Source organism: Sulfitobacter sp. 1A15106 (assembly GCF_043556995.1).
GTDB lineage: Bacteria > Pseudomonadota > Alphaproteobacteria > Rhodobacterales > Rhodobacteraceae > Sulfitobacter > Sulfitobacter faviae.
In genome coordinates this window covers 172,980-186,652 of record NZ_JBIFFM010000005.1, presented here as the reverse complement: position 1 = coordinate 186,652, position 13,673 = coordinate 172,980, and the positions used below count along the sequence as shown (strand labels likewise).

General features: G+C 63.4%; 18 protein-coding genes. 12 read left to right on the top strand and 6 right to left on the bottom strand.

Annotation, left to right across the window (positions count from 1 at the left end; genetic code table 11):
* Positions 1–2 precede the first annotated feature (2 nt).
* Complete coding sequence (gene folK / locus ACGYKA_RS09765) at positions 3–593, bottom strand: 2-amino-4-hydroxy-6-hydroxymethyldihydropteridine diphosphokinase (protein WP_394412372.1); 591 nt, start codon at positions 591–593, stop codon at positions 3–5.
* 144 nt (positions 594–737) lie between these two features.
* Between folK and ACGYKA_RS09760 the strand changes: the two genes are divergently transcribed.
* The 5 genes from ACGYKA_RS09760 (at position 738) to ACGYKA_RS09740 (ending at position 4,425) form a co-directional block, all read left to right on the top strand.
* Entirely contained in the window at positions 738–1,286 is a 549-nt protein-coding gene (locus ACGYKA_RS09760) for an NYN domain-containing protein (RefSeq protein WP_209216621.1), read from the top strand.
* Positions 1,287–1,537: 251 nt separating this feature from the next.
* Positions 1,538–2,275 carry a LuxR C-terminal-related transcriptional regulator gene (locus ACGYKA_RS09755; RefSeq protein ID WP_394412152.1) on the top strand — a complete coding sequence of 246 codons (738 nt, stop codon included), beginning with the start codon at positions 1,538–1,540 and terminating at the stop codon, positions 2,273–2,275.
* Positions 2,276–2,335: 60 nt separating this feature from the next.
* Positions 2,336–3,286: a 4-hydroxy-3-methylbut-2-enyl diphosphate reductase gene (gene ispH / locus ACGYKA_RS09750; RefSeq protein ID WP_394412149.1), complete on the top strand. Its 951-nt coding sequence runs from the start codon at positions 2,336–2,338 to the stop codon at positions 3,284–3,286.
* 54 nt (positions 3,287–3,340) lie between these two features.
* A complete protein-coding gene (gene rnhA / locus ACGYKA_RS09745) occupies positions 3,341–3,805 on the top strand; it encodes a ribonuclease HI (RefSeq protein WP_394412146.1) in 465 nt (154 codons plus the stop codon).
* Complete coding sequence (locus tag ACGYKA_RS09740) at positions 3,802–4,425, top strand: trimeric intracellular cation channel family protein (RefSeq protein WP_394412143.1); 624 nt, start codon at positions 3,802–3,804, stop codon at positions 4,423–4,425. Before rnhA ends, ACGYKA_RS09740 begins: the two co-directional genes overlap by 4 nt.
* 9 nt (positions 4,426–4,434) lie before the next feature.
* Here the strand turns inward: ACGYKA_RS09740 and fmt are convergent, their stop codons facing one another.
* The 4 genes from fmt to def (ACGYKA_RS09720) are packed head-to-tail and all read right to left on the bottom strand — an operon-like array spanning position 4,435 to position 6,888.
* Complete coding sequence (gene fmt, locus ACGYKA_RS09735; RefSeq protein ID WP_394412140.1) at positions 4,435–5,343, bottom strand: methionyl-tRNA formyltransferase; 909 nt, start codon at positions 5,341–5,343, stop codon at positions 4,435–4,437.
* Positions 5,344–5,381: 38 nt separating this feature from the next.
* Positions 5,382–5,879, bottom strand: coding sequence for a peptide deformylase (gene def / locus ACGYKA_RS09730; RefSeq protein ID WP_168612657.1), 498 nt, complete (start codon positions 5,877–5,879; stop codon positions 5,382–5,384).
* Positions 5,876–6,373: a peptide deformylase gene (gene def / locus ACGYKA_RS09725; protein ID WP_394412138.1), complete on the bottom strand. Its 498-nt coding sequence runs from the start codon at positions 6,371–6,373 to the stop codon at positions 5,876–5,878. Before def (ACGYKA_RS09725) ends, def (ACGYKA_RS09730) begins: the two co-directional genes overlap by 4 nt.
* The gene (gene def / locus ACGYKA_RS09720; protein ID WP_394412135.1) at positions 6,370–6,888 is read right to left on the bottom strand and encodes a peptide deformylase; all 519 of its coding nucleotides are present in this window, start codon (positions 6,886–6,888) and stop codon (positions 6,370–6,372) included. Before def (ACGYKA_RS09720) ends, def (ACGYKA_RS09725) begins: the two co-directional genes overlap by 4 nt.
* Before the next feature lie 96 nt (positions 6,889–6,984).
* Between def (ACGYKA_RS09720) and ACGYKA_RS09715 the strand changes: the two genes are divergently transcribed.
* Entirely contained in the window at positions 6,985–8,154 is a 1,170-nt protein-coding gene (locus ACGYKA_RS09715) for a MalY/PatB family protein (RefSeq protein WP_394412132.1), read from the top strand.
* A gap of 39 nt (positions 8,155–8,193) precedes the next feature.
* Here the strand turns inward: ACGYKA_RS09715 and ACGYKA_RS09710 are convergent, their stop codons facing one another.
* Complete coding sequence (locus ACGYKA_RS09710; RefSeq protein WP_394412130.1) at positions 8,194–8,550, bottom strand: hypothetical protein; 357 nt, start codon at positions 8,548–8,550, stop codon at positions 8,194–8,196.
* 173 nt (positions 8,551–8,723) lie between these two features.
* On the opposite strand from ACGYKA_RS09710, the gene ACGYKA_RS09705 reads away from it, so the two are divergent.
* The 6 genes from ACGYKA_RS09705 to ACGYKA_RS09680 all read left to right on the top strand — a co-directional run bounded on the left by ACGYKA_RS09705 (position 8,724) and on the right by ACGYKA_RS09680 (position 13,649).
* Positions 8,724–9,698 (top strand): glutathione S-transferase family protein, encoded by a 975-nt coding sequence (locus ACGYKA_RS09705; RefSeq protein ID WP_394412127.1) that lies wholly within the window; start codon positions 8,724–8,726, stop codon positions 9,696–9,698.
* Positions 9,699–9,778: 80 nt separating this feature from the next.
* Entirely contained in the window at positions 9,779–10,732 is a 954-nt protein-coding gene (cobD, locus tag ACGYKA_RS09700) for a threonine-phosphate decarboxylase CobD (protein WP_394412124.1), read from the top strand.
* The gene (gene cbiB, locus ACGYKA_RS09695; protein ID WP_394412121.1) at positions 10,729–11,637 is read left to right on the top strand and encodes an adenosylcobinamide-phosphate synthase CbiB; all 909 of its coding nucleotides are present in this window, start codon (positions 10,729–10,731) and stop codon (positions 11,635–11,637) included. The genes cobD and cbiB overlap by 4 nt, the downstream gene beginning before the upstream one ends.
* 13 nt (positions 11,638–11,650) lie before the next feature.
* Positions 11,651–12,829 carry a lytic murein transglycosylase gene (locus tag ACGYKA_RS09690; protein WP_394417348.1) on the top strand — a complete coding sequence of 393 codons (1,179 nt, stop codon included), beginning with the start codon at positions 11,651–11,653 and terminating at the stop codon, positions 12,827–12,829.
* Positions 12,830–12,840: 11 nt separating this feature from the next.
* Complete coding sequence (locus tag ACGYKA_RS09685) at positions 12,841–13,227, top strand: rhodanese-like domain-containing protein (protein WP_067265622.1); 387 nt, start codon at positions 12,841–12,843, stop codon at positions 13,225–13,227.
* 71 nt (positions 13,228–13,298) lie between these two features.
* Positions 13,299–13,649 carry a RidA family protein gene (locus ACGYKA_RS09680; protein WP_394412115.1) on the top strand — a complete coding sequence of 117 codons (351 nt, stop codon included), beginning with the start codon at positions 13,299–13,301 and terminating at the stop codon, positions 13,647–13,649.
* Positions 13,650–13,673: the final 24 nt, after the last annotated feature.

The following is a 13,673-nucleotide window of genomic DNA, read 5'->3' as shown; positions in this document are numbered from 1 at the left end:
CGTTATTGCAGCCGCCGCACCTCGGCACGATCCCGCTCAGGCAGGGCTTCGAGCAGGGCGCGCACGGGCTTTCCAAGCAGCGGGTGCACCCAATTGGGGGCCACATCGGCCAGCGGCACCAAGACGAAGGCGCGGTCCTGTAGCCGGGGATGCGGCAGGATCAATTGATCCGGCGTGCGGCCAATCTGTGCCTCCAAGGGCAACTCGCGCCATATATTGTGGGTCTGGCGGTCTGGTAATACGATATCATCACAGGCCAAAAGATCCAAATCCAAGGTCCGCTGCCCCCAGCGTTGCACCCGCTCACGGTCCATCTGCGCCTCGATCCGATGCAAGACGCCAAGCGCGGTCTGCGGATCCCACGGCGCTTCGAGCCAGGCGGCGGCATTCACATAGTCTGGCCCCGCCCCTGCGGGAAAGGCCGGAGTGTGATAGAATGCACTCGTGGCGCGAATCACCGCGCCGGACGTCTGCAATAGCTTTAAAGCCGATTTTAGCGTTTCCTGAGGTTTACCCACAGAAGATGCAAGGTTACCGCCGAGCGCAACCAGAAGACTATACTTTCGTATAGGGTCTCTACTGCTTAATTCCATACCCTCGGGGTCTTGCGACATCGTTAAAAAGCCTTAGTTATGCACCCTGATGTGGGGGCATCGCCAGAGGTCACGGATTTATTAATCCGCGGCGATTACAGTTCAAACCGGGAATACGGCGAAGCCTGCCGAAAGGATAGTTTAATGTTCTACAAAGATGAGCGGTTGGCGCTTTTTATAGATGGCTCCAACCTCTACGCCGCGGCAAAGACGCTGGGCTTCGACATCGACTACAAGCTGCTGCGGCAAGAGTTCATGCGCCGCGGCAAGCTGCTGCGCGCCTTCTACTATACCGCGCTTTTAGAAAACGATGAATATTCGCCGATCCGCCCGCTTGTCGACTGGTTGAACTACAACGGCTTTTCCATGGTCACCAAACCGGCCAAGGAATACACCGACAGCATGGGCCGCCGCAAAGTCAAAGGCGACATGGACATCGAGCTGGCCGTCGATGCGATGGAACTGGCCCCGCGTGTCGATCATATCGTGATCTTCTCTGGTGATGGTGATTTCCGCCCGCTGGTGGAAAGCCTGCAACGCCAAGGCGTGCGCGTCTCCGTCGTCTCCACGATCCGCAGCCAGCCGCCGATGATCTCGGATGACCTGCGCCGCCAAGCCGACAACTTTATCGAGCTTGACGACCTGCGTGATGTGATCGGCCGCCCGCCGCGCGACCCCGCACCGCAGGACTGAACGACATAGACCCATTTCGCGCAGAACCATGCCGCCCCGTGCGGCAGCGGTCTTATTGTGCGCAGTGTCTGGGTGATGGGCGAACGAATACCAGGCCAGCGACTGTGGCGTCACTGGCCTGTGAAATTTCTAAAATACCCCAGGGAAGATACAATACAGCACATGAACCCATGCGTTCCCCTTGATCCCACACTACCTGCTCCCGTAGAAGTAGACGATCCCCCGAAAAAGGGGGGTAAAAGTGAGGGAAGATGCTGTTCGATGCCGCTGTACGTTTGGAAAAGCTGCAAGATGTTAGCGCGCTTTGGGATGGGATCGTAAAGACATTTCGACAGACCGGCTTTACCCACGCCATCCACATCAGCGTGGGTGCGGATTTCAAAGACGCTCAGTTTCTGTCGACCATACCCGACCTTTACGATGACCTCCCGCCCGAGGATGACCCATTCCTGCACCACTCGTGCAACAGTTATGATGTGCTGACGATCGGCCAAGCCTTCGTACACCTCTACCCCGATGTCACCCCGTCCGAGCATTCGCTGATCGCCCGCGCGGGGCGCGAAGGTCTGCATGCTGCCTTTGCCGTGCCCATGCGGCTGAAGGGCTCCGAACGCTTTGGCGGCTTCATCGTCGGTAACGGGATGGAGGCCGAAGAGTTCGAGCGCGCCTTCAGCGACATTGCCGAGGATCTGCGCCTCTTTTGCCTGCTGATGCACCGCCGGATCGAAGACCTGACCGGCACCGCGCCCCTGCCCCTGCCCGAGAATCCTTCGGCTTTCGACAAACTCAGCCCGCGCGAAGCCGAAGTGGTGAACCTGCTGGCCCATGGCTACACCCGGCAGCAGACCGCGCACCGCTGCAACCTCTCTATCCACACCGTGTCGGACTATGCGAAATCTGGCTACCGCAAGCTCGGCATCCGCAACCGGGCGCAGGCCGCCGCGCTGGTGCACGCCACGGCGGGCGAGCCTGCGCCCAAGTCGGACTGACGGGCTGGACGAAGCGGGCCCAAGCCCTTACCTCTGCGCCAACCGTCCGGAGATTTCGCCATGACCAAACCGCCTCTTACCCTCTACCTCGCCGCGCCGCGCGGATTCTGTGCGGGCGTGGACCGGGCGATCAAGATCGTCGAAATGGCGATCGAGAAATGGGGCGCGCCGGTCTATGTGCGCCATGAGATCGTGCACAATAAATTCGTCGTCGACGGGCTGCGCGACAAGGGCGCGGTCTTTGTCGAGGAACTCAGCGAATGCCCCGACGACCGCCCGGTGATCTTTTCCGCCCATGGCGTGCCGAAATCCGTGCCCTCGGCGGCCCAGGCGCGCAACATGATCTATGTCGACGCGACCTGCCCGCTGGTCTCCAAAGTGCATATCGAGGCGCAGCGTCACGCGGATGCGGGCCTTCAGATCATCATGATCGGCCACGCGGGCCATCCCGAAACAATCGGCACCATGGGCCAACTGCCCGAGGGCGATGTGCTGCTCGTAGAAACGCCCGACGATGTGGCCCAGGTCACCGTGCGCGATGACGCGCGTTTGGCCTATGTCACGCAAACCACGCTCAGCGTTGACGACACCGCCGATATCGTGGCCGCCCTACAGGCGCGTTTCCCCGCCATCATCGGCCCGCATAAAGAAGACATCTGCTATGCCACGACCAACCGTCAGGAAGCGGTCAAAGCCATGGCGCCGAAATGCGACGCGATGCTGGTGGTGGGGGCGCCGAATTCCTCGAACTCCAAACGGTTGGTCGAAGTCGGCGCCCGCGCGGGATGCGCCTATGCGCAACTGGTGCAGCGCGCGGATGACATCGATTGGCGCGCGCTGGAGGGCATCGGCAGCATCGGCATCACGGCGGGCGCATCGGCCCCCGAAGTGCTCATCAATGAGGTGATCGACGCCTTCAAAGCGCGCTACGACGTGACCACCGATCTGGTCGAGACCGCGCAGGAGAACGTGGAATTCAAGGTGCCGCGTGTTCTGCGCCAACCCGCCTGATTGACCGCCGCGCGCCAGCCGCCTAAACCGCGCTGGAAACTGCCGGAGATACCCATGCCTGACCTCTACGCCTATACTGACGGTGCCTGTTCGGGCAACCCCGGCCCCGGCGGCTGGGGCGTGCTGATGCGCGCGATGGAGGGCGACCAGATCGTCAAGGAGCGCGAGTTGAAGGGCGGCGAGGCGCAGACCACCAACAACCGCATGGAGTTGATGGCCGCAATCTCGGCCCTGGAATCGCTCAGCCGCCCGACCGAGATCACGCTGGTGACTGATAGCAACTACGTCAAAAACGGCATCACCGGTTGGATCTTCGGCTGGAAAAAGAACGGTTGGAAGAACGCGGCCAAGAAGCCGGTCAAGAATGCCGAGCTTTGGCAACGGCTGGACGCCGCGAATGCGCGGCACAATGTGACGTGGAAATGGGTCAAGGGCCACGCCGGCCACCCCGAGAACGAGCGCGCCGATGAACTGGCCCGCGCGGGCATGGCCCCCTTCAAACCGGGCAGCAAGAAGTGACTCTGCTCGCCCTGCTGGACTATGCCGCCGTGCTGGTCTTTGCCATCACCGGCGCGCTTGTTGCCAGCCGGGCGCAGCTTGATATCGTGGGCTTTGCCTTTATCGCCTGCCTGACCGCCGTGGGCGGCGGCACGATCCGTGACCTCCTGCTCGACCGCAACCCGATCTTCTGGATCGAGACCCCCAGCATGTTGGGCGTGGCCATCCTGGCCGCTTTGGTGGTGTTTTTCACAGCCCACCTGCTGGAAAGCCGCTTTCGCACTCTGATCTGGCTCGACAGTCTGGCGCTTGCCGTCGCGGTCGCGGCAGGGGTTGGTGTGGCGATGGCGCAAGAGCAATCCGCGCCGATCATCATCGTCATGGGCATGATCACCGGCTGTATGGGCGGGCTGATGCGCGATGTGGTGGTGGGGCAGTTGCCGCTGGTGCTGACCCAAGGCGAGCTTTACGCTACCGCGGCGCTCTCCGGTGCCGCCGTTGCCGTGCTGCTGGCGCCCTATTTCGATGGCACGCTCTACCCGCTGCTGGCCTGCGCTGCGACGACTTGGGTGCTGCGCGCCGGGTCGCTTTATTTTGGCTGGCACCTGCCGGTCTACAAAAGCACCCCGCCCAAAAGCTGAACCTCGGCCTCAGCTAAGACGCGCGCCCACTGCGATCTGCGCACCGCGTTGAAACACATCCGCCTCCTGCACGCCCTTGCCCGCGCGCTGTAGCCGCGTCAGCCGCACCGCCCCCTCGCCACAGGCAATGCGCAGCGCGACCGACAGCACCTCACCCGGCGCGCCGGTGCCCTCGTCCAGCACCGAGCCGAGGACTTTCACGCGCTGGCCGTCAATCTCGAACCATGCCCCCGGAAAGGGCGAAAGCCCGCGGATCAGCCGGTCCACCTCGACCGCCGGGCGGGTCCAGTCGATCCGCGCTTCGGCCTTGTCGATCTTGGCGGCATAGGTGACGCCCTCTTCGGGCTGGGTCTGCGGCGTCAGATCGGTCAGTTGCGACAGCGCCTTGTTGATCGCAACCGCGCCCATGGCGCTCAACCGGTCATGCAACTGTGCCGTGGTCTCATCGCTGCCGATCTTGGTCTCTTCGCACAGCAGCACCGGACCGGTATCCAGCCCCGCTTCCATCTGCATGATGCACACGCCGGTCTTATCGTCGCCCGCCATGATTGCACGGTGAATAGGCGCCGCCCCGCGCCAGCGCGGCAGCAGGCTGGCGTGGATGTTCAAACAGCCCTGTTTCGGCGCGTCGAGAATGGGCTGCGGCAGGATCAGACCGTAGGCCACGACCACCGCCGCATCGGCCTCAAGCGCGGCGAATTCTTCCTGCGGCTCAGGATGTTTGAGCGATACCGGATGGCGCACCAGCAGACCAAGCGCTTCGGCGCGTTGCTGCACCGGGCTGGGGCGGGGCTTCTTGCCGCGCCCGGCGGGGCGGGGCGGCTGGCAATAGACCGCGCAGATCTCATGCCCGCCCTGCACCAGCGCATCAAGGATCGGCACCGAGAAATCGGGCGTGCCCATGAAGATCAGTCGCATCTGTTCACTCCTGCCGGACAGCGCCTTGGAGAGCGCCGTCAGCCGTTCTGTTTGCGTGCCTTGCGCAACAGCATGTCGCGCTTGGTTTTGCTGAGGTTGTCGAAATACATCTTGCCTGCCAGATGGTCGATCTGGTGCTGCACGCTCACCGCTTCCAGCCCGACGAAATCACGTTCCACCTCGGCTCCCGTCTCGTCAAGGAACCGTACCTTCACCCCACGCGGGCGGCGGATCACGGCGCTGAAACCGGGCAGATTGGGGCTGGCTTCCTCGTAAGGATGCAACACGGCAGAGGCATCGACGATCACCGGGTTCGCCAGCCGGATGCGTTTGTTGCGCGCTTCCGAGGCATCGACCACCGCCACCTGCAACATCACCCCGATCTGCGGCGCGGCAAGGCCGACGCCGGGCATGGCATCCATCGTCTCGATCATGTCATCCCAAAGCGTGCGGATTTCATCCGTCACCGCATCGATGGGTTCGGCGGGGCTGCGCAGGCGTTTGTCGGGCCATGGAACATAGCGGCGTAGGGTCATTGTACGTTGAACTCCGCAATCTTGGCCGCGCGGGTCTCCGCGTCGAGGTGGTCGAAGGTCACCACACCGTCAAGGTGGTCCATCTCATGCTGCGCGATCAGCGCAGCGGCGCCTTCCATGCTCTGCACATAGCGGCCCCCGTTCAGACCGGTCCAGACCATCTGCACCTGCGCAGGGCGCGAAATGTCGGTGCTGATGCCGGGGATGCTGAGGCAGCCTTCCGTATTGGTCACCCGTTCTTCGCCGATCTCTTGAAACATCGGGTTGATGCAGACCAGCGGGTCGGACTTATTCTCTTTCCAGCCCGCATCCATCACGAAGATGCGCAGCATCGCGCCCACCTGTGGCCCGGCAAGGCCACGCCCCGGTGCGGCATACATCGTTTCCAGCATATCGTCGGCAAGGCGTTCGATCTCGGGCGTGATCTCTTCGACCGGGGCGCAGATCTCGGCCAGTCGCGGGTCGGGCCAGCGGAGAACCTCCAGCACGCTCATCCGCGCGCCAGCTCGCGCTTGAGCTTGACCATCTTGCGGGTGATCATCTGGCGCTTCAACGGCTTGAGGTAGTCGATGAAAAGCTTGCCGTCGAGGTGGTCGATCTCATGCTGAACGCAGGTCGCCCAAAGCCCGTCAAAGGCCTCCTGCTGCTCGTTTCCGTCGCGGTCGAGCCAGCGCACCTCAACCTCCGCCGGGCGGGTCACCTCGGCATATTGGTCGGGGATGCTGAGACACCCTTCTTCATAGGTGTTGAGCCCATCCGAAGAAGCCACGATCTCAGGATTGAACATCAGCAAGGGCCGGGGCGCTTCGCCCTCTTCCTTGACGCAATCCAGCACGATCACCCGGCTCAACACGCCGATCTGCGGCGCGGCAAGGCCGATGCCCGGCGCATCATACATGGTGGTCAACATATCATCGCCCAGCACGCGCAGCTCGTCGCTGAGATCGGCGACGGGGGCTGCGGCTTTCTTGAGCCGTGGATCGGGGTGCAAAAGGATCGGGCGTTTCATCCCGCTCATTTAGGCCATGCCCGTGCATCGCGCAACCGGGGGCTTGCAGCGCCTGCGGCAGCCGTTAGCTTGGCCGCAATATCAGGAGAGACCAGCATGAGCTTTGACGACATCATCGACCGGCGCGGCACCCATTGTGCGAAATGGGACAAGATGGAAGCGATCTATGGCGTGCCTGCGGATACCGGCATCGCCATGTGGGTGGCCGACATGGATTTCCGGCCCCCGCAGGTGGTGCAGGACGCGCTTCAGGCCCAAATTGATCACGGGGTGCACGGGTATTTCGGCGATGACAGCAAATACCTTGCCGCGATCCAATGGTGGATGGAAAACCGCCACGGCTGGAAAATCGACGCCGAGGCGATCTTTACCACGCATGGTTTGGTGAACGGCACCGCTATGTGTGTCGATGCCTTCACCCAGCCCGGCGATGGGGTGGTGCTGTTCACCCCGGTCTATCACGCCTTTGCCCGCGTGATTAACGCCGCCGAGCGTCGGGTGGTGGAATGCCCGCTGACCAATGCCTCGGGGCGCTACGAGATGGATTTCGACGCCTATGACGCCCTGATGACCGGGAATGAGAAGATGGTGATCCTCTGCTCGCCGCATAACCCCGGCGGGCGGGTCTGGAGCCGTGAGGAACTGCAGAGCGTGGCCGACTTCGCCAAGCGGCACGATCTGGTGCTGGTCTCGGATGAGATCCACCATGATCTGGTGATGCCGGGGCACAAGCATATCCCCATGGCACATATCGACGGGATTGAAGACCGTCTGGTGATGATGACCGCCACGACCAAGACGTTCAACATCGCGGGCGGCCATACCGGGAACGTCATCATTCACGACCCCAAACTGCGCGAGCGCTTTGCCCGGCGCATGGCGGCCTTGGGCGTTTCGGCCAACTCCTTCGGACTGATCATGGCGACCGCCGCCTATTCGCCCGAAGGGGCCGCTTGGGTGGATGAGTTGACCGCCTATCTCGACGGGAACCGAAAGCTTTTCGACGAGGCGGTGAACGCGATCCCGGGGCTAAGCTCGATGCCACTGGAATCGACCTATCTGGCTTGGGTGGACTTTTCGGGCACCGGCATGGAGCCTGCAGAGTTTCAGGACCGTGTCGAGAAGAGCGCCGCTATCGCCGCCAACCACGGCGCCACCTTTGGCACGGGGGGCGAAAGCTTCATGCGCTTCAACCTCGCCACCCCGCGCGCACGGGTCGAGGAAGCCTGCGAGCGGCTCACCAAAGCCTTCAGTGATTTGCAGTAACGAAACGGCGCGGCGGGGCAGCCCCGCCGTGCCGCCCTTTCAAGCGCGGCCGTCTTCGATCAGACCCAGCGGCGCATCGGCGGGGCGTTCGAAGTCAAGCGGCGGACGGTCCGCCACGGCGGTGGCGCGTTTGAACTCATAGCGCATCTCGCCCGCTTCTTCCTCGCTCGCCACGATCAGACATTGGAACAGATGCAGGCTGCCGTCATAGAGATCGACCAGCCCGCGCAGCTTCGGCGCATCCTCCGCATCGACGGAGAAACCGGTCTTCCACATGCGCAGTACGCGGTAGACATCACCGCCCGCCTCAAGCCGCAGGCGCGCGCCCTTGCGCAGGCTTGCCATACGCGCGGCATCCAGCCCCGCCTGTATTTCTTTCGACAGAAATTCTTCCATGCGCAATCCCCCCGCTGATGCCTCTAAGCTGGCGGAAAGCGTAGAAAATTCAAGTTAAGAATTGGTGACGTTTGGGCAGTCTGCATCAGCGCAGAGCGGCTGCGCACCTATGAAGATGGGCGGTCCCCGCGCCCTGCCCTAGATATACCCTCAAACGCGGAAAGGAGAACAAGATGGGCCTATTGGTCGATGGTAAATGGCAAGACAAATGGTATGACACCAAATCCTCGGGCGGCAAGTTTGAGCGCAGCGAGGCCAAGTTTCGCAACTGGGTGACCGCCGACGGCAGCGCCGGACCAAGCGGCGAAGGCGGGTTCAAGGCAGAATCGGGGCGCTATCACCTCTACGTCAGCTATGCCTGCCCATGGGCGCATCGCGCGCTGATCTTCCGCCAGTTGAAGGGGCTTGAGGATCACATCGGTGTCTCTGTCGTGCATCCCGATATGCTGGGCGAGGGTTGGACCTTTGACACGGATTTCCCCGGTGCCACGGGCGACACGCTTTTCGGCCTGCCCTATGCCCGCGACATCTACACCCGTGCCAATCCCAATTTCACAGGCCGCGTGACCGTGCCGATCCTCTGGGACAAAGAGCGCGAGACCATCGTCAGCAATGAGAGCGCCGAAATCATCCGCATGTTCAACAGCGCCTTCGACGCGATCACCGGCAACAGTGATGACTATTACCCCGCGCAGCTGCACGACCGCATCGAAAAGGTGAACGCCCGCGTCTATGACACGGTGAACAACGGCGTTTACAAAGCCGGTTTCGCCACCACGCAGAAGGCCTATGACGCTGCCGTGCATCCGCTCTTCGACTCGCTGGACTGGATCGAAGATATCCTGTCGCAGAACCGCTACCTCGCGGGCGACCGGATGACCGAGGCCGACTGGCGGCTTTTCACCACGTTGGTGCGCTTCGACAAGGTTTATCACCTGCACTTCAAATGTAACCGCCACCGGATCGTCGATTACCCGAACATCTGGGCCTATACGCGCGAACTCTATCAGGTGCCGGGCGTGGCCGAGACGGTGAACTTCGACCATATCGTGCGGCATTATCACTACAGCCATGACATGATTAACCCGCACCGCATCATCCCGATCAATCCGGTGCTGGACTTCGACGCGCCGCACGGGCGCGGCTGACCTCCCCTCCCCCTGCCCCGTGGAAGGCGCTTGATCGCGCAGCGCTTTTGCGCTTTCACCGCAGCGACGACGGCAGGGGGATGATCATGCAAAAGCCAGACCAGCGCGACCACGGCGGCGGTGTCGATGCGGCAGCGGCGCGTTTCGGCGGAGAGCGCTCGGATTGGATCGACCTTTCCACTGGGATCAACCCCGCGCCCTACCCAATACCTGCCCTGCCTGCGGGCGCATGGGCTGCCCTCCCCGACGCCGCGGCGCAAGACGCGCTGCTGGCCGCCGCCCGCGGCTTTTGGCAAGTGCCAGAAGGGGCCGCGATCCTCGCCGTGCCGGGGGCCTCCTCGGCCATCGCGCGGATCCCGGCGCTGGCCTCGAAAGGCCGCGTGCGCATCCCCGGGCCGACCTACAATGAACATGCCGCCAGCTTCGCCGAGAACGGCTGGCAAGTGGTCGAGACGGGCGAGGCCGAAGCCGCCGTTCACGTCCATCCCAACAACCCCGACGGGCGCCTGTGGCCCATGGCAGAGACGACAGCCCCGCTCAGCATCATTGATGAGAGCTTTTGCGACATCACGCCCGACGCCACCCTGATGGTGCAGGCCACGGTGCCCGGCACGCTGATCCTCAAGAGCTTTGGCAAATTCTGGGGGCTGGCCGGGCTGCGGCTGGGGTTCGTGATCGGCGATCCGGCCTTGGTCGCGCGGCTTGAACAGATGCTTGGGCCATGGCCGGTCAGTGGCCCCGCGCTGCATATCGGCGCAGCGGCGCTGCGGGATGAAACATGGGCCGAGGCCACGCGGGCGCGGCTGGGGGCCGAGGTCGCGCGTCTCGATGGGCTGATGACCACAGCAGGCGCAGAGATCGTCGGCGGCACCCCGCTTTTCCGGCTCTATGAGGTCGAAGACGCGCAGGCTTGGCAAACCCGCCTCGCCCAGCACCAGATCTGGAGCCGCATCTTCCCCTACAATCCGCGCTGGCTGCGCCTTGGCCTGCCGCCCTCGATAGGTTGGGCGCGGTTGGAGCAGGCGCTGGCATGAGCACGGCGGCGATCCTCGCGCTGGCCATGCTGCTGGACGCCGCGCTTGGAGAGCCGGATTGGCTCTGGCGTCGCCTGCCGCATCCGGCAGTTCTGATGGGGCGGCTGATCGGTTGGGGGGATCGTCGGTTGAACCACAGCCAAGCCCGCCGCGCCAAGGGGGTGGCACTGCTGCTGGCGCTGATGATTGGGGCCGCGCTGCTCGGCTGGGGGCTCAGCCTGTTTGGCCCCCTCATCGAGATCATCCTCGCCGCCATCCTGCTGGCGCAACGTTCCCTCGTTGAGCACCTGCGCGCCGTGGCAGATGGCCTGCGCCAGTCCCTGCCCGCAGGGCGCCGCGCCGTGGCGATGATCGTCAGCCGCGACACCGCCGCGATGCCCGCAGACGCCGTCGCCCGCTCTGCCATCGAAAGCGGGGCGGAGAACCTTAGCGACGGGATCATCGCCCCTGCCTTTTGGTTCCTGCTGGGCGGGCTGCCGGGGCTGCTGGTCTATAAAATCGTCAATACTGCCGACAGTATGATCGGCTACCGCACCCCGCGCTATGCCGATTTCGGCTGGGCCCCGGCGCGAATGGATGACCTTCTGAACCTCGCCCCCGCACGGCTGACCGCACTGCTCATCGCCCTGCCCGGCGGGGTGCTGCACCTCTGGCGCGAGATCAAGGCCGACGCGGCGCTGCACCGTTCGCCCAACGCCGGTTGGCCGGAAGCCGCCATGGCGCGGGCCATAGGTGTGGCCCTCGCCGGTCCGCGCAGTTATGATGGGCAGGTGCAGCAGTTTCCTTGGGTGCATGGCGCGGGGGCGCGCGTCATCGGACCTTTGGAGATCGATGCGGCCATCACCCGCCTCTGGCAGGCATGGTTGGTGATGTGGGCAATCGCCCTAGTTTTGGCCTGTCTGTGACAAAGAGGTATCCATGCGCCCCACGTTTCTCGCCGCCGCACTCGCGGCGCTCACCCTTCCCGCCAGCGCCTATGCGCAAGCCAAATGCGGCGGAGATTTCTCCAGTTTCATCGCCGATGCCAAGGCCGAGGCCGTGGCGAACGGCGCCGATCCCGCCAAGGCCGAGCGTTTCTTTGCCGGCCTGCGCCAAGACCCCGCCGTGCTGCGCGCCGATCAGGCCCAAGGGGTGTTTCAAAAGCCCTTCATCGAATTCTCGCGCCGCCTGATCTCGGAAAACCGGATCAACCGAGGCCGCGCCATGGCCGAGAAATACGACGCCATCTTTGACCGGATCGAGGCGGAATACGGCGTCAGCCGTGGGGTGCTTTTGGCCTTCTGGGCGTTCGAGACGGATTACGGCGCAATCCAAGGCGACTTCAACACCGCCAACGCGCTGGCGACCCTTTCCCATGACTGCCGCCGCCCCGAACTGTTCCGCCCACAGCTTTTCGCGGCGCTAGAGCTTTTCGAGCGCGGTGAGTTCGACCCGGCCACCACCACCGGTGCTTGGGCCGGTGAGATCGGCATGGTGCAAATGCTGCCGCGCGACATCCTAGAGAACGGGGTAGATGGCGACGGCGACGGCGCGGTCTCGCTCAAGACCTCCGCCCCCGATGCGCTCTTGTCCGGCGCCAAGATGTTGCAAAGCCTCGGCTGGCGCGCGGACGAGCCTTGGTTGGCCGAGGTCACCCTGCCGCAGGATTTCGACTGGTCGCAAACCGGGCTGGAGACCACGAAACCCGTCAGCGAATGGCAGGCGATGGGTGTCTCCCCCCGCAACGGGCCGCTGGCCGAGGGGCTAACCGCCTCCGTCCTGCTGCCACAAGGGCGCGGCGGGCCTGCTTTCATCGCCTATCCGAACTTCCGCGTTTATTTCGAGTGGAACCAGAGCTTTACCTACGTGATGACCGCTGCCTATTTTGCCACCCGGCTGGAAGGCGCGCAGGTTTATGATGCGGGCAACCCGGCCCCCGGCCTTGGCGGCGAGGCGATGAAGACGCTTCAACGCAAACTGCAAGCCAAGGGCTATGACGTGGGCGATGTGGATGGCATCCTCGGCTCCGGCACCCGAGCCGCCGTACGCGCGGAACAGGCCCGTCTTGGCATGCCCGTCGATGGCTGGCCCACGCCTGAGTTGCTGAACAAACTGTAAGGAGAAGACAGATGGCCCTTAAGAAAACCGCCGCGCAAATGGTCGCCGAGGCCCGCGCCCGGATCGAAGAGATCGACAGCACTGAGGCCATCGCCATGCTGGAGGACGAAAACGTGCAATTCGTCGACCTGCGTGACCCCCGCGAACGCGAACGCACCGGGTTCATCCCCGGTGCCTTCCACTGCCCGCGCGGCATGTTGGAGTTCTGGGTCGACCCCGAGAGCCCCTATTTCAAAGAGGTCTTTGCCCAAGACAAGAAGTTCGTCTTTCACTGCGCCTCTGGCTGGCGCTCGGCCATCTCGGTCGCGACGCTGCAAGACATGGGCTTTGACGCGGCCCATCTCAAGGACGGCTTCGGCGGCTGGGAAAAAGCGGGCGGCCCGATCGAGAGGTCTTGATGCACAGGCTTTGATCTGGCCTCTCCCACGTAAAGCTGCCACAAGTTTTGCAACGTCAGAGGAGAGACAGAATGACCGAGATCAAACGCCACCACACCAACACCCGCATGAGCCAAATCGTCGAGCATGGTGATGTGATCTACCTTGCCGGTCAGGTCGGCACGGCGGGGGCGAATGTGGCCCAGCAGACCCAAGATTGCCTTGATAAGGTCGACGCCCTTCTGGCCGAGGTTGGCAGCGACAAGACCCGCATCCTGCAATCGACCATCTGGCTGGCCGACATGGCCGATTTCGAAGCCATGAACGCCGTTTGGGACGCATGGGTGCCCGAGGGCCAAGCCCCCGCCCGCGCCTGCGGCGAATCCAAACTGGCCACGCCGGAATATCTGGTCGAGGTGCTGGTGATCGCCGCCAAGGCCTGAGCCATTCCCCCGCGCCCTGTCACG

Excerpts from the sequence above, each read along its gene's own strand:
- folK (WP_394412372.1), bottom strand. The coding sequence starts at position 593 with ATGGAATTAAGCAGTAGAGACCCTATACGAAAGTATAGTCTTCTGGTT.
- ACGYKA_RS09760 (WP_209216621.1), top strand. The coding sequence starts at position 738 with ATGTTCTACAAAGATGAGCGGTTGGCGCTTTTTATAGATGGCTCCAAC.
- ACGYKA_RS09755 (WP_394412152.1), top strand. The coding sequence starts at position 1,538 with ATGCTGTTCGATGCCGCTGTACGTTTGGAAAAGCTGCAAGATGTTAGC.
- ispH (WP_394412149.1), top strand. The coding sequence starts at position 2,336 with ATGACCAAACCGCCTCTTACCCTCTACCTCGCCGCGCCGCGCGGATTC.
- rnhA (WP_394412146.1), top strand. The coding sequence starts at position 3,341 with ATGCCTGACCTCTACGCCTATACTGACGGTGCCTGTTCGGGCAACCCC.
- fmt (WP_394412140.1), bottom strand. The coding sequence starts at position 5,343 with ATGCGACTGATCTTCATGGGCACGCCCGATTTCTCGGTGCCGATCCTT.
- def (WP_168612657.1), bottom strand. The coding sequence starts at position 5,879 with ATGACCCTACGCCGCTATGTTCCATGGCCCGACAAACGCCTGCGCAGC.
- def (WP_394412138.1), bottom strand. The coding sequence starts at position 6,373 with ATGAGCGTGCTGGAGGTTCTCCGCTGGCCCGACCCGCGACTGGCCGAG.
- def (WP_394412135.1), bottom strand. The coding sequence starts at position 6,888 with ATGAAACGCCCGATCCTTTTGCACCCCGATCCACGGCTCAAGAAAGCC.
- ACGYKA_RS09715 (WP_394412132.1), top strand. The coding sequence starts at position 6,985 with ATGAGCTTTGACGACATCATCGACCGGCGCGGCACCCATTGTGCGAAA.
- ACGYKA_RS09710 (WP_394412130.1), bottom strand. The coding sequence starts at position 8,550 with ATGGAAGAATTTCTGTCGAAAGAAATACAGGCGGGGCTGGATGCCGCG.
- ACGYKA_RS09705 (WP_394412127.1), top strand. The coding sequence starts at position 8,724 with ATGGGCCTATTGGTCGATGGTAAATGGCAAGACAAATGGTATGACACC.
- cobD (WP_394412124.1), top strand. The coding sequence starts at position 9,779 with ATGATCATGCAAAAGCCAGACCAGCGCGACCACGGCGGCGGTGTCGAT.
- cbiB (WP_394412121.1), top strand. The coding sequence starts at position 10,729 with ATGAGCACGGCGGCGATCCTCGCGCTGGCCATGCTGCTGGACGCCGCG.
- ACGYKA_RS09690 (WP_394417348.1), top strand. The coding sequence starts at position 11,651 with ATGCGCCCCACGTTTCTCGCCGCCGCACTCGCGGCGCTCACCCTTCCC.
- ACGYKA_RS09685 (WP_067265622.1), top strand. The coding sequence starts at position 12,841 with ATGGCCCTTAAGAAAACCGCCGCGCAAATGGTCGCCGAGGCCCGCGCC.
- ACGYKA_RS09680 (WP_394412115.1), top strand. The coding sequence starts at position 13,299 with ATGACCGAGATCAAACGCCACCACACCAACACCCGCATGAGCCAAATC.